This window comes from Teichococcus globiformis (assembly GCF_042646265.1).
GTDB lineage: Bacteria > Pseudomonadota > Alphaproteobacteria > Acetobacterales > Acetobacteraceae > Pseudoroseomonas > Pseudoroseomonas globiformis.
In genome coordinates this window covers 256,999-277,189 of the sequence record NZ_JBHRTN010000007.1, presented here as the reverse complement: position 1 = coordinate 277,189, position 20,191 = coordinate 256,999, and the positions used below count along the sequence as shown (strand labels likewise).

The following is a 20,191-nucleotide window of genomic DNA, read 5'->3' as shown; positions in this document are numbered from 1 at the left end:
GTCAGTGGCCCATGATGCGGCGCAAGGCCTCTTCGATCGAAACCTCCTCGCGCTCGCCGGTGGCGCGGCGCTTCAGCTCGATCTTTTCCACCGCCGCACCGCGGGGACCGATGATGGCCTGCCACGGGTAGCCGGCCAGGTCCGCATCGGCAAACTTCACTCCCGCTCGCTCGCTCCGGTCGTCCATGACCGTGTCGCCCGGCAGTGCGGCGTAGAGCTTCTCGCACAGCGCGTCGCAGCCAAGGTCACCGGGCTTCAGGTTGAGGATCGCGCAGCGGAACGGCGCCACGGCCTCGGGCCACTTGATGCCGGCTTCGTCATGATGAGCCTCAATGATGGCCCCTAGCAAACGGGATACGCCGATGCCGTAGGAGCCCATCTGCGGCACCACGGAACCACCATCCGGACCAGCGACCGTCAGTCCCATACTCTTGGAATACTTGTCACCAAAATAGAAAATGTGGCCGACCTCGATGCCCCGCGCCGAGACTTGGTTCTCCGCACCCAGCGCGTTCCAGGCGGCCTCGTCATGCATCTCATCGGTGGCGGCGTAGCGGCTGGTCCAGAAATCAACCGTAGAGTCGAGATCGCCATCGTAATCCGGCTTCTGCGCCAGGACATCGAATTCCAGCAGGTCCTTGTGCAGGTAGACCTGGCTCTCGCCCGTCTCGGCCAGGATGATGAACTCGTGGGAAAGGTCTCCGCCGATGGGGCCGGTGTCGGCACGCATCGGAATGGCCTTCAATCCCATGCGCGCAAAGGTGCGCAGATAGGCCACGAACATCTTCTTGTAGGAAAGGCGCGCCGCATCCGCGTCCAGGTCGAAGGAATACGCATCCTTCATCAGGAACTCCCGGCCGCGCATCACGCCGAAGCGTGGGCGGATCTCGTCCCGGAACTTCCACTGGATGTGGTAAAGGTTGCGCGGCAGATCGCGATAAGACCGCGCATAACTCTTGAACAGATCGGTGACCATTTCCTCGTTGGTCGGCCCGAAGAGCATGTCGCGATCATGCCGGTCGGTGATCCGCAGCATCTCCTTACCGTAATCGTCGTAGCGGCCGGACTGGCGCCAAAGATCGGCGCTCTGGATGGTCGGCATCAGGATTTCCTGCGCCCCGGCCGCGTCCTGCTCCTCCCGGACGATCTGGCTGACCTTCTGCAGCACGCGCAGCCCTAGCGGCAGCCACGCATATATACCGGCCGAGGTCTGCCGGATCATGCCAGCACGCAGCATCAGCTTGTGCGAAGCGATGGCCGCTTCGGCAGGAACTTCTTTCATGGTCGGAAGAAAGGCGCGGGAGAGGCGCAAGGCATGGGCTCCGGATAACAGGCTGGCGGAAGGTAAAGGCTGCCTCGACAATGCGCCAGAGGCGGAGTCCAGGCCGCCGTGCCGGAAAAAAGAAGGGCCACATCCTAAGATGCGGCCCCGAGTTTAGGGAGGAAACGCCAGTCACACGGCAGAAAGAGAACCAACTCTCTTTCTGCTTATGATCCTGACCGCGCCTGATGTTTGCTGCAATGCAAAAACCCTGAGATTTCGCCGCAAAAAAAGGCGGAGCAAACGTAGATGCGCGATTAATAGGCAAATGATGCTTTAAACCAGTCCGTTTGCCTACGTAATGTTCAGGGCTAGCCAGCCTTCTCGAAAGCTCAGGAGATCGCTGGTCGCCAGTAAGTAGATACAGCCAAAAACTCCGCATGCGAGAAGAGTGGTCCACAGCAGTTTGCGGCCAATGCGCGGCGTTCGCGGCGTGCCGCGCCAACCCCCCGTCACGCCATCCTCGTCTGGACGGATGCCCACTGGCAGGACGGTGAACAACATCACCCACCAGACCAGCACGAACACCATGATGCCGGTGAACCAGTTCATGCGATATCCTTCCCCTCCCCCAATGCCATCTGCGTAACCGCAGAGACCCAGCAGAACCAGTGCTCTCCCTTACGGCAAGCAGCAGCGCCGGCGGCATACTCACAGCATGGTGAACTTGAAGCCAAAGCCTTCCGCCCCGAGCGGCGTTGCAGGGCTGAGAACCCAAAGCGCAGTGGCATGATTTCGCCACACTGTCCTGCTTGCTGGGTTCACCGGCCACGATCCTTCTTGGATCGTGCTTAACCGGCCACGGACCTTGTTGTCCCCGGCCCGATCCCCCCGGGAGTTCCATGTCGGCTCAAGCCCCGCAACGTCTTATCGAACTTGATTCCCTGCGTGGCATCGCTGCACTGGTGGTTGTCCTGCATCATGCTTGGCTAAGCCTGAGCGAGCAGCCATCCTGGCTCGTCTGGCTGTTCAGCGATACCCCGCTACGGCCCATCGGCATGGGCCGTCAGGCCGTTATCTTCTTCTTTGTGCTGAGCGGCTACGTGTTGACCCTGGCTCTGCTGCGGCAGGAGCGCAAACGTCCGGGCAGCGTCCTGACGGTTTCAGGATGGGCGCAGTACGGGCTGCAGCGAGCCATCCGCCTCGGTATTCCTGTGTTGGCAGTGGTTCTTTTCTCCGCGGCACTCCAGTCGATGTTCTGGAGCGGCCCGCTCCCCGACGGAACGCCGCATATCCTCGCCGGGGCCATCTGGAGCGATATGTGGACCTGGAGCGACGTGGTTAGTCAGGCCCTGCTGCTGCGGAGCGGTGACGGCTTCCAGCTAAATCCGGTGCTCTGGTCGCTGGTGCATGAATGGCGCATCGCGTTGCTGCTGCCGCTGGTGCTGTTGTTCCGCGGCCGGGTGGCCCTTCTGCTTGCCACCGCGCTTCTGGGCGCGGCCATCGCCCGGCTTGCCGGCATGCCGGAGGGCCAGGTTGCGCTCGGTCAAAGCTTGCCCGGAAGCCTTGCTGCCAGCGCTGGCTTCTTGCCGGCTTTCGCTGCAGGTGCGGCACTCGCCCTCCGGCCGGGAGTGAAGCTGGATCAGACTCAAGCCGTTGCAGCCGGTACAGCTATTTTGGTCATGGTGATGGCAGCGCATGATTACGGCGTGATTGCTGCCTCGGCCTTGTTGATCTTGCTGGCGGAGCGCGGAGGCCCACTGGCCAGAACCCTGCGACAAGCCGGGCTGCTCTGGCTGGGCAAGATCTCCTTCAGCCTCTACTTGATCCATATGCCTTTGATGCTGGCGCTGGCCCATGCTTTTCGCGGCATGCTGCCGGACTGGGCCATCGCCGGCTTGGCCATACCGCTCTCCCTGCCGCTGGCCTTCGCCCTGCACATGCTCGTGGAGCAGCCGGCCCACCGTCTGGCACGGCGGGTTCCGCAGCCGCGGCGCCAAGCTTCGCGCCGGGGAGCGATGGAACAGGCCTGATCTCTGGACAAGGCCTGCTTCATCCTGCCTGTCCGGCAACGGTGCTACACGCGGAGAATATGCACCTCTACGGAAGGCCGCTTACGTAGCCGACGTGAAACGGACTTCCGCAGCGCGGTCCTGGCGGCATCCCGCAGCAGGTCATCGGCTTCCCGCAGCGGCGCCGGCAGATCCGTAATGGCCCGCGCCAGCTCGTCGGCGATCTGGCCAGGCTCCAGGTCGCCCATCTCGAACAGGCCCGGCGCGGAGAGCTGCGGCGTGGAGAGCACATGGCCATCCCGATCCACGGCCAGCGAAGCCACCACAACCCCGTTGAACAGCATTTTTCGCCGAGCAGCGATCACCGGACCGTCGAGCGGCAAGAGCCGGTCGCCATCCACCACCAGCTGGCCCGTAACAACTCCTTCCACCACTTCGGGGCGCGTATTGCCTGAAAGCGGGGCAAGGCGAAGCACATCGCCATCATCGACCAGGATGGGCGTGGAGCCCATCTGCCGTGCCAGGGCCGCATGCTCCTGAAGGTGTCGCCACTCGCCATGCACCGGCACAGCGAAGCGCGGCTTCACAAGGGAGTAGAGCTTCTTCAGCTCGTCCCGCGCCGGATGGCCGGAAACATGCACCATATGATCATCGGCCGTCATGACGCGGCAACCACCGCGAGCCAGCTCGTCCTGCATGCGCAAGATGGCTTTCTCATTGCCCGGGATCATGCGGGACGAGAAGATCACCGTGTCTCCCTCCCCCAAGGAAATGCGGGGATGGGTATCTGCCGCGATCTTGGCCATGGCCGAACGCGGCTCGCCCTGGCTGCCGGTGCAGATGATCAGCAGCTGATCGTCCGGAACGTCGTCGGCCTCGTCTTCCGACAGGAAGGCCGGCACATCCTGCAGGTAGCCACATTCGCGGGCGGCCGCCTCGGCATTCCGGAGGCTGCGCCCAAACAAGGCCACCTGTCGTCCGGCTGCCCGGGCAGCCACCGAGATGCTCTCAACCCGGGCCACATTGGTGGCGAAGCAGGTCACCGCGACCCGTCCTTTGATCTGCCGGAGCAAGGCGGTCATCGAGCGCCGCACATCGGCCTCGGAGCCGGAATGGCCTTCCACCAGCGCATTGGTGCTGTCGCAGATCATGGCCAGAACGCCTTCGCGGCCCAGCGCCGCGAAGGCTTCCTCATCCGCCGGCTGGCCGATCAACGGGTCGGGATCCAGCTTCCAGTCGCCCGTATGCAGCACCGTTCCGTAACGCGTGGTGATCGCGATGGATTGCGGCTCCGGCACCGAGTGCGTCACACGGATGAAGCGCACGCCGAACGGTCCCAGCTCCATCGACCCGCCAAGCGGCACGGTCACCAGCTTCACCTGCCCCATCAGCCCTGCCTCACCAAGCTTTCGGCGCAGCACGGCGGCGGTAAAGGGGCTGGCATAGATCGGGCAGCGGAGCTGCGGCCACAGGGGCGCTATGGCGCCGATATGGTCCTCATGCGCATGGGTGATAACCAAGCCCACCAACTTGTCGCGGCGATCGGCCAGCCAGGACGGGTCCGGCACCATGACCTCCGCTTCCGGATTGTCGTTGCCGCCAAAGCCCAGCCCGCAATCGACAGCCAGCAACTGCCCGTCACAACGGTATACGTTGAGGTTCAGGCCGATTTCGCCGGTGCCGCCAAGGGGAATGAAAGCCAGGTCGTCTTCTGCTTGAATCAGGTTCATCTATCCTCACTAGTGGTCTTGTTCATCATTCTCATCATCGATTTGCAGGTGCCATCGGGGCAGATCACCAAGGCCCTTGGCCGCGTCGATCCCGGAAGGAGAGCGGCGCCTGGGCAAAGAACTTTGCAATCAGATGGGGTGCATGAGGCGTTTCGCCAACGGTTCGGTAAGCCAGCCAATCCCCCCTGCCGTTGCCGCAGCCCCTGGATGGCGGTTACCGGGACACGGCCTTCTGCTGGCCAGGATCGAGGCGCTGCCGGCCAGCGCCCGGCATATTCGGTGCGACGGTCTCTAATGGCGCGGAAGGCGGGCACCTTCGTGGGTTTGAAGTGGCAGCGCTGCAGGCAGTGCATTCTGCAAGGAGGTTAGGCGGCGGCCTCATCCACGGCAAGCAACCGCAGCCGCATCACCCCGCGGGTCAAGCGCGCAGGCATTCGGTAGGAGGTTCAGTGCCAGACCTCGCCGGCCGCTACCACGTGTGTGCCGCCTCGGTCCTCCAGAAGAAGAAGACGGCCGCGTTCATCGAGGCCGAGGAAGGTGCCGGCCAGCTCATTCTTTCCAGCGCGAACCTTGAGGGGGGAACCGAGCACAGGCCCCCGCTTCAACCAAGCCTGCCGGATCATCGCGAAGCCATCCCTTTCCGCAAGCTGGGACCACCTAGCGAGTTCCGGAAGCAGCCTGTCCGCGAAGTTCTCCGGCAAAGGGGGCGGCGCAACATCGGCAAGGCAGGCCGATGGCCGATCCTGAAGCTCAGGAGCGGCGGAAAGGTTCACTCCGATGCCCAGCACCAACCAGGCAACCCTGTCCTGATCCAGGGCTGCCTCGGCCAGGATGCCGGCCACCTTGCCGCCGTCCAGCAGCACATCATTGGGCCATTTGAAGGTCATCGCGGCGGTGGACGGCAATGTCGAGGCCAGCACGCAGCCGAGGGCCACCGCAGTCAGCAAGGCCCATTGCGCGATATCCCGCGCTGGCGTGGACGGACGCAGCAGAACCGACAGCGAAAGATTGCCGTCTGGAGCATGCCAGACGCGACCCTGTGTGCCACGACCCGCCGACTGCCGCCGCGCCATAATGGCGAGGCCGGCGGGCTCGCCCGCCTTCGCTGCCGCCAGCACCTCATCCTGGGTGCTGGCCAGTTCCTCGTGGATCCGCAGGCGCCAGAAGTCGCAGCTCCGGCTCACCCGATCAGGGCGGCAACTGCCGCCTGTGCCGCGGCCAGAAAGGGGCCAGGGAACAGAAAGAAGAAGGCGGTAAACAGGCCGGTCCCCGCCAGCACAGCAGAGAGGCTGGCCGGCCGTGGATCCAGCGCTTCACCGGAGTCGAAGTACATGACTTTGATGATGCGCAGGTAGTAGTAGGCCGACACGGCCGAAGACAGGACCCCGATCACGGCCAGGGTCCAGAAGCCCCCCTGCACGGCTGCGAGGAACACGTAAAGCTTGCCGAAGAAGCCTGCCAGCGGCGGGATGCCTGCCATGGACAGCATGAAGATCGTCATGGCCAGGGCCATGGCGGGATCGGTCTTGCCGAGCCCTGCCAGATCGTCGATCCCTTCGAGCGCCCGCCCCTTCCGGCGCATGGCGATCAGCACCGCAAAGGCGCCGACATTGGTGAAGAGATAGATCGCCATGTAGAGCAGCAGGCCGCGGACGCCCATCTCGCTGCCAACGGCCAGCCCGATCAGCGCGTAGCCCACATGCCCGATCGAAGAATAGGCCATAAGCCGCTTGATGCTTTGCTGACCGATCGCGGCAAAAGCTCCGAGGATCATCGAAAGGATCGCGGCAATCAGCAGCACCTGCTGCCACTGCACCATCAGCTCGGCGAAGGGAACCGCGACAACCCGCACCAGCAGGGCGACGGCGGCAACCTTCGGGGCAGACGCGAAGAAAGCCGTGACCGGGGTGGGAGCGCCTTCGTAAACGTCGGGCGTCCACATGTGGAACGGTACCGCCGACACCTTGAAACACAGCGCCGCCAGCACGAACACCAGGCCGATCACCAATCCGAACGGGATGTTGTCGCTGCCGGCCACCGCTTCCGCGATCTGGGTGAAGTTGGTGCTGCCGGAGAAGCCGTAGACCAGGCTGGAGCCATAAAGCAGAAGGCCCGACGCCAGCGCGCCCAGCACGAAGTACTTGAGGCCGGCTTCCGAGGAACGCTCGCTGTCCCGATTAAAGGCCGCGATCACGTAGAGCGATAGCGAGAGCAGCTCCAGGCCCATGTAGAGGGCGATCAGATCGTTGGCGGAGATCATCACCATCATGCCAAGGCTGCTGAACAGCAGCAGCAGCGGGAACTCGAACTTGGCCAGCCCCTCCTTGGCGTTCCAGTCCATAGCCAGAAGCAGGCCCAGCGCCGCGCCGATCAGGGTGATGAACTTCATGAACTTGGTGAAGGCGTCGGCCACGTACTGGCCGTTGAAGGCTGTTCCGTCCGGCTGGGCGAGAACCAGCACGGCGGCCAGTGCCAGCGCGCCAAAGCTCGCCATGTTCGTGGCGAAATAGGTGTCGCGCTTCGGCAGCACGCCCGCCGTAAGGATCACCAGCCCGGCCAGCGCCAGAGCCATTTCAGGGAGGATGAGCGTCCAGGTGTTCATGGTCACATCCCGGCCAGGCGCGGCAGGGCCATGGCGGCCTCATGCCGGGCGACCATCGCCGTAACGCTGGCCTCGAAGAAGGAAAGGAAGGAAGACGGATACAGCCCCATCCACAGAGTCAGCAGGATCAGCGGAGCGAAGGTGGCATATTCCCGAGGGCTGAGATCGAGCAGTGTCTTCAGATCCTCACGCGTGATCCTGGAGAAGACGACGCGGCGATACAGCCAAAGCATGTAACATGCGCCGAGGATCATGCCGAGCGCGGCACCCAGCGCCACCCAGGGGTTGGCTTGCCAAGCCCCCACGATCACCAGGAACTCACCGGGAAACCCAGCCGTACCGGGCAGCGCCACCGAGCCCATGGTGAAGAGCATGAAGACCATCGCATAGGCGGGCATGATCTTGGCAACGCCGCCGTAGCGAAGGATCTCGCGGCTATGCACCCGGTCGTACAGCACGCCGACGCAGAGGAAGAGCGCGCCCGATACCACGCCGTGGCTCAGCATCTGGAAGATGGCGCCAGAGATGCCCTGATGGTTCAGGGTGAAGATGCCGATCGTCACGATTCCCATATGAGCAACGGAGGAATAAGCGATCAGCTTCTTCATATCCTCCTGCGCCAGGGCCACTAGTGAGGTGTAGACCACGGCGATCACCGAAAGGGCGAAGATCAGCGGTGCAAACCATTCGACCGCTTGCGGCAACAGAGGAATAGAGAACCGCAGGAAGCCATAGGCACCCATCTTCAGCAGAACGCCGGCCAGGATGACTGAGCCTGCCGTCGGCGCCTCAACATGGGCGTCCGGCAGCCAGGTGTGCACCGGCCACATCGGCACCTTCACGGCGAAGGAGGCGAAGAAGGCCAGGAACAGCCACACCTGCACCGTGGGAGACAGGGTCAGGTTGAAGATCGCCGGGATGGACGAGGTGCCAGCCTCGTACCACAGCAGCAGAACCGCCAGCAGCATCAGCAACGAGCCAAGCAGCGTGTAAAGGAACAGCTTGTAGGCCGCGTAGACGCGCCGTGCCCCTCCCCAAACCCCGATGATCAGGAACATCGGGATCAGCACACCTTCGAAGAAGATATAGAACATGACGATGTCGAGCGACGCGAACATCCCGACCATCATGGTCTCGAGGACCAGGAAGGCGATCATGTATTCCCGCACCCGGTTCTGCACCGCTTCCCAGGACGCCAGAATGCAGATCGGCGTCAGCAGGGTCGACAACAGCACGAACAGCACCGAGATGCCATCCACCCCCATGTGGTAGCCCAGGCCGAATTCCGGCATCCAGTCGATCTGCTCGACGAACTGGAAGTCAGCCGTTGTCTTGTCGAACTGGAACCACAGCATCAGCGAAAGGACGAAGGTGATCAGGCTGGTCCACAGCGCGGTCCACCGGGCATTGGAGGCGACGGCAGCCTCCTCCCCCCGGACAAACAGGATGATGCCCGCGCCCACCAGCGGAAGGAAGGTGAGCAGCGAGAGCAAAGGGAAACCTGCGGCGTTCATCGGCCGACCCCGAACACGAAGATGGACACGAACAGGACAAGCCCGATGATCATGGCGAAGGCGTAGTTCGCCACACGCCCGGATTGCAGCTTCACCACGCGACCGGAAGCCTGCAGCGTCAGCGCGGCGGCGCCGTTCGGCATACCGTCGATGATCTTGACGTCACCGGTCTTCCACAGCGTCTGCGCCAGGGCACGGATCGGGCGCACAAAGATCCTGTCGTACAGCTCGTCGAAATACCACTTGTTCAGCAGGAAGCGGTACAGCCCCGGCACCGCGGCGGCGATCCGTCCAGGCACCTGCGGCATGAACATGTAGAGCGCATAGGCCAGGGCGATACCCAGCACGCCGACAACCGTCGGCGCCAGCGGAACCCAGCTCGGCACCTCGTGCGCGTCATGCATGATGTGGTTGTGCGGCGCGTTGACGATGGAACCGTTCCAGAACTCGGCCCAATGATGCCCCACGAAATCCTCGTAGAAATACGCACCGGCAAACACCGCACCAATTCCCAGACCAAGGAGCGGGAGCAGCATCACCATGGGGCTTTCATGCACGTGCTCCATGACATGATGGTCCGCACGCGGCGCCCCGTGGAACGTCATGATGATCAGGCGCCAGGAATAGAAGGCGGTCATGAAGGCGGCAACAATGCCCAGAATGAAAGCGTACTTGGCCGTCCAGCCGGATCCGGCATAGGCCGCTTCGAGCACGAAATCCTTGGAGAAGTAGCCAGCGAAGTAAGGAACCCCGGCGAGCGCCAAGGAGCCGATCCAGAACATCGCATAGGTGACCGGGATCTTCTTCCAGATGCCGCCCATCTTGCGGATATCTTGCTCGTCCGACATGGCGTGGATCACCGAGCCGGCCGACAAGAACAGCAGCGCCTTGAAGAAGGCGTGGGTGAACAGGTGGAACACGGCGGCCTGGTATGCGCCAACGCCGATGGCGAAGAACATGTAGCCGAGCTGCGAGCAGGTCGAGTACGCGATCACCCGCTTGATGTCGTTCTGCACCATGCCGACCGAGGCGGCGAAGAATGCCGTGGTCGCACCGATAAAGGTGATAAAGCCCAGAACGTTCGGCGCATACTCCACGACGGGCGACATGCGTGCCATCAGGAACACACCGGCGGTCACCAGCGTCGCCGCATGGATCAGCGCGGAAACCGGCGTCGGGCCTTCCATGGCATCTGGCAGCCAGGTGTGCAGGCCGATCTGAGCCGATTTGCCCATGGCACCAAGGAATAGCAGCAGGGCAATCACTTCCAGCACCGGCAGGCCGGCGAAGGTCATGTTCTGCGCCGCCTCAACACCTTGGAAGATGCCGTTGAACTCGATGGTGCCAAAAGTCCAGAAAGTCAGCGCCATGCCGAGCATAAAGAACAGATCGCCCACGCGATTGACGATGAAGGCCTTCATCGCTGCGCGATTGGCGCTTTCCTTCTCGTACCAGTAGCCGATCAACAGGTAGCTCGCGAGGCCGATCCCTTCCCAGCCGAAAAACAGCTGCAGAAGGTTATCGGCCGTCACCAGCATCAGCATCATGAAAGTGAAGAGGGAGAGGTAGGCGAAGAAGCGCGGCTGCGTCGGGTCATGCGACATGTAACCGACGCTGTAGAGGTGGATCATGGTGGACGCGACGGTCACCATGCCGACCATCACCGCAGCCACCGTGTCGTAGCGCAGCGCCCAGGACAGTTGCAGTCCACCGACATCCAGCCACGTGGCGATATCGATGGTGGTGGGCGCATGGCCATAGGCGACCTGGATGAAGGCCGCGACGCCGCACAGCGCGGCCAGCGCCATACACACCACAGTCACCCATTGAGCGAGCTTATCGCCCAGCCAACGGCCAAAGAAACCGCAGATGCACGCCCCCAGGAGGGGAAAGAAGACAGCACCGACATACATGGCTTCAGCCCTTCAGAGTGGAGATATCCTCCACCTCGATGCTGCCGCGGTTGCGGAAGTAGATGACGACGATGGCGAGGCCGATCGCCGCCTCGGCCGCCGCGACGGTGAGAACGAACATGGCGAAGACCTGGCCGGTAAGGTCCTGCAGGGCCGCGGAGAAGGCCACCAGGTTCAGGTTCACCGAAAGCAGGATCAGCTCAATGGACATCAGGATGACGATGACGTTCTTCCGGTTCAGGAAGATGCCGAAGACGCCGAGCACGAAGAGGATCGCGCCCACCGTTAGGTAATGACCGAGACCGATGCTCATCTCAGTGGTGCCCCCCGTTCTCATGCTCGTGCCCATGGCCGCCATGGTGCGCGACCTGCCGTGGCTTCGGCTGCTCAGGCAGCTTGCGGCGGGTGATGCCGAGCGTTGAAAGCCCGGCGCGGGAGGGAACCTGGGTCAACACCACGGCCTCGCCACGCGCAACCTGGGTGGCGATGTCCTGCCGCTTGCTGTTGGCCGGCTTGTCGCGGAGCGTCAGGACGATGGCACCGATCATGGCAACCAGCAGGATCAACCCGGCAACCTGGAAGAGATAGACATACTCTGTGTAGACCAGCAGGCCGAGAGCCTCGGTGTTGGTCAGCGACGGATCGGCCGGGATCGCATTGACGCGCAGCGCCGCGGCGTCCGGCGCAAATTGCCAGGCGCCGAAGACGAACAGCAGTTCCAGGAACAGGATCGCACCAATCACTGCACCGACCGGTGCATAGCGCTGGAATCCCTGTCGAAGCTGCACAAAGTCGATGTCCAGCATCATGACGATGAACAGAAACAACACCGCGACCGCGCCCACATAGACGATCACCAGGATCATCGCCAGGAACTCGGCGCCCGCCATCAGAAACAGGGCGGCGGCGTTGAAGAAGGCCAGAATCAGGAACAGCACGCTGTGCACAGGGTTCCGGCTGGTCACCACCATGACCGCACTGGCGATCAGGATGGCCGCGAAGATGTAGAAGGCAAGAGCGGCGATCATCGCGGCCCGCCCGCGCGCAGATGCAGCATCATGGCACCGTTCCAAGAAGAGCCGCCCTGGGAGCCGGGCGGGGCCGTGTTGTAAAGGCAGAGGGATGTCACGGCCGGAACCATCCCTCCTGCCTCAATCAGCGATAGGGCGCGTCAAGCTCGAGCCGCTTGGCGATTTCCGGCTCCCACCGGTCGCCATTCGCGAGCAGGCGGTCCTTGTCGTAGAACAGCTCCGCCCGCGTTTCAGTCGCGAACTCGAAATTGGGGCCCTCGACAATCGCATCCACCGGGCAGGCCTCTTCGCAGAGCCCACAGTAGATGCACTTCGTCATGTCGATGTCGTAGCGCGTCGTGCGCCGCGAACCGTCTTCGCGCGGCTCAGCCTCGATCGTGATCGCCAGCGCGGGGCACACGGCCTCGCACAGCTTGCATGCGATGCAGCGTTCCTCGCCATTGGGATAGCGCCGCAAGGCATGCTCTCCCTTGAAGCGGGGTGACAGCGCCGTTTTCTCGTAGGGGTAGCTGATCGTCGACTTCTTGCTGAAGAAATACTTCAGCGTCAGCGCCATGCCCGAGGCCAGCTCGGTCAGCAGCAGACTGCGCGCCATGCGGTCCAGCGTTGCCATTTTTTACCTCATTGCGCGGGGGCAGCCCGCGCCCGTCGTGGTCAACATCTTATCCGCGGAGGTCACGGCAGCCACCCCGCCAGCTTCAGCACGAAGGCCGTCAGCACCAGGTAGACCAGGCTGAAGGGCAGGAAGACCTTCCAGCCCAAGCGCATCAACTGGTCGTACCGGTACCGCGGGAAGGTCGCGCGTACCCAGACAAAGGTGAACATGCACAGACAGATCTTCAGGATAAACCAGATGGGCCCTGGCACCCAGTTCAGGGGCGCGATGTCCATTGGCGGCAGCCATCCACCCAGGAACAGGGTGGTCGTCATGGCCGACATCAGGAACATGTTGGCGTATTCGCCAAGGAAGAAGAGCGCGTAGGTCATGGAGGAATATTCCACCATGAAGCCGGCCACCAGCTCAGACTCCCCTTCCGCCAGATCGAAGGGCGGACGGTTGGTTTCCGCCAATGTCGAGATGAAGAAGATGATGAACATGGGGAAGAGCGGGATGAAGAACCACACCGTCTTCTGCGCCAGCACGATCTCGGTCAGGTTCAGCGAACCGACGCACAGCAGAACCGTGACAATGACGAGGCCCATGGAGACCTCGTAACTCACCATCTGCGCTGCCGAGCGCAGCGCGCCCAGAAAGGCGTATTTCGAGTTCGATGCCCAGCCGGCGATGATGATGCCGTACACACCAAGGGAGCTGACAGCAAAAAGATACAAAATGCCTACATTGATGTCGGCAATCGCCCATCCCTCGTTCACCGGGATCACCGCCCAGGCAATCATCGCCAGGATAAAGGTCAGCACCGGCCCGAAGATGAACAGCGCCCGGTTGGCACCGGACGGGATGATGGTTTCCTTCAGCAGCATCTTCGCAGCGTCGGCGAAGGGCTGCAGAAGGCCGAACGGCCCCACCACGTTCGGGCCGACACGCATCTGCATGGCCGCCATGATCTTGCGCTCGGCATAGGTCATGTACGCAACGGCGATCAGCAGCGGCACCAGCATCGCCAGGGTCTGCAGTGCCGTGATGATCAGCACCCCGAATGGGGAGGCAAGAAAGGCTTCCATCGGGGCTTACTCCGCCGCCAGCCGCGGCGCGGGATTGTTGTAGACCTGGCTGCACTGCGCCATCGTTTCCGAGGCGCGGCTGATGCTGTCGGCCAACCAGTAATCCTGGATGGGCGAAGAGAAAGCCTCGCTCCCCAGCTGACCGGACGCGGCTGGCCCGGTGGTATCGTTGCAGCCGCCGGCGATGCGCCCATCCACAAGGCCGAATGCCGGATTGGCCTCCACCATCCTGGTTCGCAAGGCGTCCAGCGTGTCGAAGCCCATGCTCACATCCAGGGCAGCTCCGGCGGCGCGGATGATGCGCCAGTCCTCCCGCGCCTCGCCCGGCGGATGAAGCGCCAACCGACCATGCTGCACCCTCCCCTCGGTCGACACGTACGTGCCTTCCTTTTCGGGATAGGCGGCACCGGGCAGGATAACATCCGCCCGTGCCGCGGCGCGGTCGCCGTGGTGACCCTGATAGACCACGAAAGTGCCGGCGGAAATCCGGGCCGGATCGATTTCGTCGGCACCCAGCAGCCACAATGCGTCGAGGCCGGCGTCCAGCATCCCGGCCACGTCCAGCCCACCTTCACCAGGGAGGAACCCCGCATCCAACGCGCCGACCTGGCCGCCGAAATGATGCAACAGATTGAAGCCATGCCAGTCGGCCGACAATCCACCGAACGTCCTGGTTAACTCCCAGGCAGCGGCCAGAACCGCTGCGCCGTCGCGCCGGGCCAGTGCCGATCGGCCCAGAATGACCATGGGCCTCTTGGCCTTCCGCAGTTCCTCGGCAAAGCTGTGGCTGCCGTCGATCAACGAGGAGATCGCCGCGGCTCCCTCGCCCAGATGCTCCGTGCGGTAGGTGAGGTCGAGCCCCTCTGGCCCAATGCACGCGACCCGCAATGCGCCGCTCATCCAGCGCTTGCGGATCCGGGCATTGATGACCGGAGCTTCCTTGCGAAGATCGCTGCCGATGATCACCAGCGCGTCGGCCTCGTCGATTCCGGCAATGCCGGAATTGAACAGGTAGAAGTCTCGGCGCGATGCATCGATGACGGCGCCATCCTGCCGGCAGTCGGTATGCGGCGAATTGAGTCCCCGCAACAGGGTCTTCAGCGCAAAGGCGCTCTCGGCATCAACCAGGTCACCGGCAATGGCGCCGACCTTGTCACCCGCGACGCCGGCCATCCTTGCGGAGATGGCGGCAAAGGCCTCTTCCCAACTCGCCTGCCGCAGCTTGCCGTCCTTGCGGATCCAGGGACGGTCGAGCCGCTTGCGCTTCAGGCCATCGAAGGAGAAGCGGCCGCGATCGGCCATCCACTCCTCGTTCACATCCTCATTCACGCGGGGAAGGATGCGCACCACTTCAGGGCCGCGCGTGTCGATGCGGATGTTGGTGCCGGTGGCATCGAGCACATCGATGCTGTCGGTCTTCTTCAGCTCCCAGGGCCGAGCCACATAGGCGTAGGGACGACTGGTGAGTGCGCCGACCGGGCAGATGTCGATCAGGTTGCCCGACAGCTCTGTGGTCAACGCCTTCTCGACATAGGTGCCGATTTGCATGTCTTCGCCGCGGCCGGTTGCGCCAAGCTCCGGCACGCCCGCGACCTCGGTCGCGAAGCGCACGCAGCGGGTGCACTGGATGCAGCGGTTCATGATCGTCTTGACGAGCGGGCCAAGATACTTGTCCTTGACTGCCCGCTTTTCCTCGACGTAGCGGCCGCCCTGCCCGCCATAGGCCGTTGCCTGATCCTGCAGATCGCACTCGCCGCCCTGGTCGCAGATCGGGCAGTCCAGCGGATGGTTGATCAGCAGGAATTCCATGACGTTGCGGCGGGCGTTGCGGACCATCGCACTGTCCGTGAACACCTTCATGCCATCCGCCACCGGGTAGGCGCAGGAGGCGACCGGCTTGGGCGCCCGCTCCACCTCGACCAGGCACATCCGGCAATTGCCCGCGACGCTCAGCCGCTCATGGTAGCAGAAGCGCGGGATTTCCTTGGCCGCGGCTTCGCAAGCCTGCAGCACAGTGGCGCCGTTCGGAACCTCAATCTCGATCCCGTCAACCGTGACCTTCGCCATGGCTCTACTCCGCCGCCAGCGGCATCGGGCCGCCAGCTTTCTTCGCCTTGTACGCGGCGATGCGTTCTTCCATCACCGGCCGGAAGTGCCGGATCAAGCCCTGCACCGGCCACACGCCGCCATCGGCGAGAGCACAGATGGTGTGACCCTCGATCTGGCGTGTGACGCTTTCCAGCACGTCAATCTCGTTCAGTTCGGCCCGGCCCTCGACCATGCGGGCCATCAGGCGCTTCTGCCAGCCCATGCCCTCACGACAAGGCGTGCACTGCCCGCAGCTCTCATGCTTGTAGAAGTCCGCAAGCCGGGCGATCGCCTTGATGATGTCGGTCGACTTGTCCATCACGATCACCGCCGCCGTGCCGAGGCCCGACTTCTGCTCGCGCAGGGAATCGAAATCCATCAGCACGTCGTCGCAGATGTGCTTCGGCAGCAACGGTGTCGACGAGCCTCCGGGGATCACCGCCAGCAGGTTGTCCCAGCCGCCGCGCACGCCCCCAGCATAGCGCTCGATCAGCTCCCGCATCGGGATGCTCATCTCGGCTTCCACGTTGCAGGGCTTGTTCACGTGGCCCTGGATGCAGAACACCTTGGTGCCGCTGTTCTTCGGACGGCCAAACGACGCGAACCACGCGCCGCCGCGCCGCAGGATCTCCGGCACAACGGCAATGGTCTCGACGTTGTTCACCGTGGTCGGGCAGCCATACAGGCCCACAGCGGCCGGAAAAGGCGGCTTCAGGCGCGGCATGCCCTTCTTGCCTTCCAGACTCTCGATCAGCGCTGTTTCTTCGCCGCAAATGTATGCGCCTGCACCGCGATGGACGTAGAGATCGAAATCCCAGCCGGCGCCAGCGGCATTCTTGCCCAACAGCCCGGCATCGTAGGCCTCGTCGATGGCGGACTGCAGCACCAAGTGCTCGTTGTAGTACTCGCCGCGGATGTAGATGTAACCGGCATGCGCGCCCATTGCGACACCGGCCAGCAGGCAGCCCTCGATCAGGGTGTGCGGATCGTTGCGGACAATGTCCCGGTCCTTGCAGGTGCCGGGCTCAGATTCGTCGCAGTTCACCACAAGGTAGGATGGGCGCCCATCCACGCTTTCCTTGGGCATGAAGCTCCACTTCATGCCGGTCGGGAAGCCAGCGCCTCCGCGCCCACGCAGACCGGACTGCTTCACCTCCTCGATGATCCAGTCGCGCCCTTTTGCGATCAGGCCGGCCGTGTTGTCCCAGTTGCCGCGTCGCCGCGCTTCCCGGAGATTCCAGGGATGGATGCCGTACAGGTTGGTGAAGATGCGGTCCTTGTCGCTCAGCGGCATGGCGTCACTTCTCCTCCGCCAACGGGATGTCCAACAGCGTCTCCGGGCCGCCTTCCGGAGCGCTGCACAGGCGGCCCCTGGCACTGCCGGGCTTCGGCCGCTCGCCGCGCTTCAGCGCCTCGATCAGCTTCACCGTGCTGTCGTAATCCATGTCCTCGTAGTAGTCGTCATCCACCTGCAGGATCGGTGCATTCACGCAGCCGCCAAGGCATTCGACCTCGGTCATGGTGAACAGACCATCATCGCTGGTGTCGCCATAACCCTTGAGGTGCCCCGCATCCTTGCAGGCGCGGAGCACATCGTCCGATCCGCGCAGCCAGCAGGGCGTGGTGCCGCAGACCTGCAAGTGGTATCGGCCGATCGGCTTGGTGTTGAACATGAAGTAGAAGGTGGCGACCTCATAGACGCGGATCGGCGCCATCCCGAGACGCACAGCCACCTCGTCCATGGCCACGCGCGGCACCCAGGCGCTGCCGGTCTGCCGTCCCATCTGCTTCTGCACCACGTAAAGCAGCGGAATGACCCCGCTGGCCTTCTTGCCCTCGGGGTAGCGCTTCAGGATCGTTTCGATCTGCGCATCGCTCTCCGCATCGAAGGAGAAGCTGGTGGGTTCCTGATGCTGCGGCGCGCTCACCGGTCGATCTCCCCGAAAACGATGTCGAGGCTGCCGATCACGGACACCGCGTCGGCCAGCATGTGGCCCTTGGAAAGCTTCTCCATGGCCTGCAGGTGCGCGAAGCCGGGCGCACGGATCTTGCAGCGATACGGCCGATTGGTGCCGTCCGCCACCAGGTACACGCCGAACTCGCCCTTCGGAGCCTCGACCGCCGTGTAGGTGGAGCCGGCAGGCACGTGGTACCCTTCGGAATAAAGCTTGAAGTGATGGATCAGCGCTTCCATCGAGCGCTTCATCTCGCTGCGGGTTGGCGGGGCGATCTTGCTGTCCTGCACCTTGATCGGGCCACCAGGCATCTGGGCCAAGCACTGCTTGATGATCTTCAGGCTTTCGCGCAGCTCGGCGATGCGGACCAGGTAGCGCTCGTAGCAATCCCCGTGGCTGCCCACCGGGATCTCGAACTCAAGCTGATCGTACACGTCGTAAGGCTGGGCGCGCCGCAGATCCCAGGCGCAGCCCGAGGCACGGATGCAGGGGCCGGAGAAGCCCCACGCCATCGCCTCTTCGGCGGTCATGATGCCGATATCCACCGTGCGCTGCTTGAAAATACGGTTACCTGTCAGCAGCCGCTCCAGATCGTCGATGAACTTCGGAAAGCCGTCGGCCCACTCGGCGATGCGCGCCGGCAGGTCGGCCGGCATGTCCTTGGCCACGCCGCCCGGGCGAAAATAGTTGGCGTGGTAATGCGAGCCGGAGGTCGCATCATAGAATTCCAGCAGGATCTCGCGCTGCTCGAAACCCCAGAGAGAGGGCGTGGTGGCGCCCACATCGAGGGCGTAGGTGGTGATGTTGAGGATGTGGTTCAGCACACGGCTGATCTCGGCGAACAGCACGCGAATAAACTGTGCGCGGATCGGCGCCTCGATGCCCAGCAGCCTCTCGGTCGCCAGCGCGAAGCAATGCTCCTGCGCCATAGGAGAAACGTAGTCGAGCCGATCGAAGTACGGCAGTGCCTGAAGATAACTCTTGTGCTCGATCAGCTTCTCGGTGCCACGATGCAGGAGGCCGATATGCGGGTCGGCGCGCTCCACCAGCTCTCCCTGCATCTCCAGCACCAGGCGCAACACGCCGTGGGCAGCCGGATGCTGCGGACCGAAATTGATGGTGTGGCTGTCGATTTCCACCGTCCGGGTATTGCCGGCGGCGGGCGTGTCGTCGGTGCTGAGGCTCATTCGCGGGTGATCCGGTTGAGATGCACCTTCTCGTCACCGGGAAGGGTGGTCATGCCTTCCCAGGGCGAAAGGAAATCGAAGTTTCGGAAATCCTGCGTCAACTTCACAGGCTCATAGACAACCTGCTGCCGCTCGGGGTCATAGCGGACCTCGGAGTAACCCGTCAGCGGGAAATCCTTGCGGAGCGGATGCCCTTGGAAGCCATAGTCGGTCAAGATACGCCTAAGATCGATCTGGCCTTCGAACACTACCCCGTACATGTCCCAGGCTTCGCGCTCCCACCACGTTGCGGAGGGCCACAGGTCAGAAACCGTGGCCACCACCTGAACGGCATCCGTGCGGGTGATAACCCGGATGCGATGGTTATGGGTCAAGGAAAGGAGGTTGTAGACCACCTCGAAGCGCAGCTCCTGGCCGGGCCAGTCCACGCCGCAAATATCGACGCACTGCTCAAAAGCGAAATCTGGCTTGTCGCGGAGCAGCTGCAGAACAGGATGCAGCGCATCTCGCCGCACCTCGATCTCGACCTCCGATCCACGGGCGATCTGCGACCGCAACAGGACATCACCCGGCACGGAGGCCAGTACGGCGTTCAAGAGGACTTGCTGTGCCGTCGGCAGAGCGGCAGCGGCGGGAACGTTCTCGGTATCGTCAGCCACGCAGAATGCTCCCCGTGCGGCGGATCTTCTTCTGCAATTGCAGAATGCCATAAACCAGCGCCTCGGCCGTGGGCGGGCAGCCGGGAACATAGACGTCTACCGGCACCACGCGGTCACAACCGCGAACCACGCTGTAGCTGTAATGGTAGTAGCCGCCGCCATTGGCACAGCTGCCCATGGAGATGACCCAACGCGGCTCGGCCATCTGATCGTAAACCTTGCGAAGCGCCGGAGCCATTTTGTTGGTCAGGGTCCCGGCCACGATCATCACGTCCGACTGCCGCGGTGAACCACGTGGAATAACGCCGAAACGATCCAGATCGTAGCGCGGCATGTAGGCATGGATCATCGGGACAGCGCAGCAGGCCAGACCAAAGGTCATTGGCCACAGACTGCCAGTGCGCGCCCAATTCACCACCTTGTCGAGGTTGGCGACGACGAAGCCCTTATCCTCGATCTCTTCCGTCACGCCGCGCACAACCGCGTCCTGCCCGGGACCGGGTTGCAGGGCCTGCTTGTTCCAGGCCAGATCGGCCTTGTCGCTGGTGCTGCTCAT

18 protein-coding genes are annotated in these 20,191 nt (G+C 63.1%); 1 reads left to right on the top strand and 17 read right to left on the bottom strand.

Annotated elements, in window-relative coordinates:
* Nucleotide 1: 1 nt before the first annotated feature.
* Nucleotides 2–1,312 (bottom strand): proline--tRNA ligase, encoded by a 1,311-nt coding sequence (proS, locus tag ACFOD4_RS06535; protein WP_379595126.1) that lies wholly within the window; start codon nt 1,310–1,312, stop codon nt 2–4.
* 303 nt (nt 1,313–1,615) lie between these two features.
* A complete protein-coding gene (locus tag ACFOD4_RS06530) occupies nt 1,616–1,873 on the bottom strand; it encodes a DUF1467 family protein (protein ID WP_379595125.1) in 258 nt (85 codons plus the stop codon).
* Between the two features lie 290 nt (nt 1,874–2,163).
* Here ACFOD4_RS06530 and ACFOD4_RS06525 point away from each other — a divergent pair, with 290 nt between their 5' ends.
* Nucleotides 2,164–3,294 (top strand): acyltransferase family protein, encoded by a 1,131-nt coding sequence (locus ACFOD4_RS06525; RefSeq protein ID WP_379595124.1) that lies wholly within the window; start codon nt 2,164–2,166, stop codon nt 3,292–3,294.
* Nucleotides 3,295–3,338: 44 nt separating this feature from the next.
* Here the strand turns inward: ACFOD4_RS06525 and ACFOD4_RS06520 are convergent, their stop codons facing one another.
* The 15 genes from ACFOD4_RS06520 to ACFOD4_RS06450 all read right to left on the bottom strand — a co-directional run bounded on the left by ACFOD4_RS06520 (nt 3,339) and on the right by ACFOD4_RS06450 (nt 20,191).
* Complete coding sequence (locus ACFOD4_RS06520; protein ID WP_379595123.1) at nt 3,339–5,003, bottom strand: ribonuclease J; 1,665 nt, start codon at nt 5,001–5,003, stop codon at nt 3,339–3,341.
* A 446-nt stretch (nt 5,004–5,449) separates the two neighbouring features.
* Nucleotides 5,450–6,187, bottom strand: a complete 738-nt coding sequence (locus ACFOD4_RS06515; protein ID WP_379595122.1) for a biotin--[acetyl-CoA-carboxylase] ligase — start codon at nt 6,185–6,187, stop codon at nt 5,450–5,452.
* Entirely contained in the window at nt 6,184–7,605 is a 1,422-nt protein-coding gene (gene nuoN, locus ACFOD4_RS06510) for an NADH-quinone oxidoreductase subunit NuoN (RefSeq protein ID WP_379595121.1), read from the bottom strand. The genes ACFOD4_RS06515 and nuoN overlap by 4 nt, the downstream gene beginning before the upstream one ends.
* A gap of 2 nt (nt 7,606–7,607) precedes the next feature.
* On the bottom strand, nt 7,608–9,119 hold the full coding sequence (locus ACFOD4_RS06505; protein ID WP_379595120.1) for an NADH-quinone oxidoreductase subunit M: 1,512 nt from the start codon (nt 9,117–9,119) through the stop codon (nt 7,608–7,610).
* On the bottom strand, nt 9,116–11,032 hold the full coding sequence (gene nuoL, locus ACFOD4_RS06500) for an NADH-quinone oxidoreductase subunit L (protein ID WP_379595119.1): 1,917 nt from the start codon (nt 11,030–11,032) through the stop codon (nt 9,116–9,118). Before nuoL ends, ACFOD4_RS06505 begins: the two co-directional genes overlap by 4 nt.
* Nucleotides 11,033–11,036: 4 nt before the next feature.
* On the bottom strand, nt 11,037–11,345 hold the full coding sequence (nuoK, locus tag ACFOD4_RS06495) for an NADH-quinone oxidoreductase subunit NuoK (RefSeq protein WP_379595118.1): 309 nt from the start codon (nt 11,343–11,345) through the stop codon (nt 11,037–11,039).
* A gap of 1 nt (nt 11,346) precedes the next feature.
* Nucleotides 11,347–12,060: an NADH-quinone oxidoreductase subunit J gene (locus tag ACFOD4_RS06490; RefSeq protein ID WP_379595117.1), complete on the bottom strand. Its 714-nt coding sequence runs from the start codon at nt 12,058–12,060 to the stop codon at nt 11,347–11,349.
* Nucleotides 12,061–12,187: 127 nt separating this feature from the next.
* On the bottom strand, nt 12,188–12,676 hold the full coding sequence (nuoI, locus tag ACFOD4_RS06485; protein ID WP_379595116.1) for an NADH-quinone oxidoreductase subunit NuoI: 489 nt from the start codon (nt 12,674–12,676) through the stop codon (nt 12,188–12,190).
* A gap of 62 nt (nt 12,677–12,738) precedes the next feature.
* The gene (gene nuoH, locus ACFOD4_RS06480; RefSeq protein ID WP_379595115.1) at nt 12,739–13,746 is read right to left on the bottom strand and encodes an NADH-quinone oxidoreductase subunit NuoH; all 1,008 of its coding nucleotides are present in this window, start codon (nt 13,744–13,746) and stop codon (nt 12,739–12,741) included.
* Between the two features lie 6 nt (nt 13,747–13,752).
* On the bottom strand, nt 13,753–15,813 hold the full coding sequence (nuoG, locus tag ACFOD4_RS06475) for an NADH-quinone oxidoreductase subunit NuoG (protein ID WP_379595114.1): 2,061 nt from the start codon (nt 15,811–15,813) through the stop codon (nt 13,753–13,755).
* Nucleotides 15,814–15,817: 4 nt separating this feature from the next.
* Nucleotides 15,818–17,128, bottom strand: coding sequence for an NADH-quinone oxidoreductase subunit NuoF (gene nuoF, locus ACFOD4_RS06470; RefSeq protein WP_379595113.1), 1,311 nt, complete (start codon nt 17,126–17,128; stop codon nt 15,818–15,820).
* A 4-nt stretch (nt 17,129–17,132) separates the two neighbouring features.
* Complete coding sequence (locus tag ACFOD4_RS06465; protein ID WP_379595112.1) at nt 17,133–17,762, bottom strand: complex I 24 kDa subunit family protein; 630 nt, start codon at nt 17,760–17,762, stop codon at nt 17,133–17,135.
* Nucleotides 17,759–18,976: an NADH-quinone oxidoreductase subunit D gene (locus ACFOD4_RS06460; RefSeq protein ID WP_379595111.1), complete on the bottom strand. Its 1,218-nt coding sequence runs from the start codon at nt 18,974–18,976 to the stop codon at nt 17,759–17,761. Before ACFOD4_RS06460 ends, ACFOD4_RS06465 begins: the two co-directional genes overlap by 4 nt.
* Nucleotides 18,973–19,635 carry an NADH-quinone oxidoreductase subunit C gene (locus tag ACFOD4_RS06455; protein ID WP_379595110.1) on the bottom strand — a complete coding sequence of 221 codons (663 nt, stop codon included), beginning with the start codon at nt 19,633–19,635 and terminating at the stop codon, nt 18,973–18,975. Before ACFOD4_RS06455 ends, ACFOD4_RS06460 begins: the two co-directional genes overlap by 4 nt.
* Nucleotides 19,628–20,191: a NuoB/complex I 20 kDa subunit family protein gene (locus ACFOD4_RS06450; RefSeq protein ID WP_379595109.1), complete on the bottom strand. Its 564-nt coding sequence runs from the start codon at nt 20,189–20,191 to the stop codon at nt 19,628–19,630. The genes ACFOD4_RS06455 and ACFOD4_RS06450 overlap by 8 nt, the downstream gene beginning before the upstream one ends.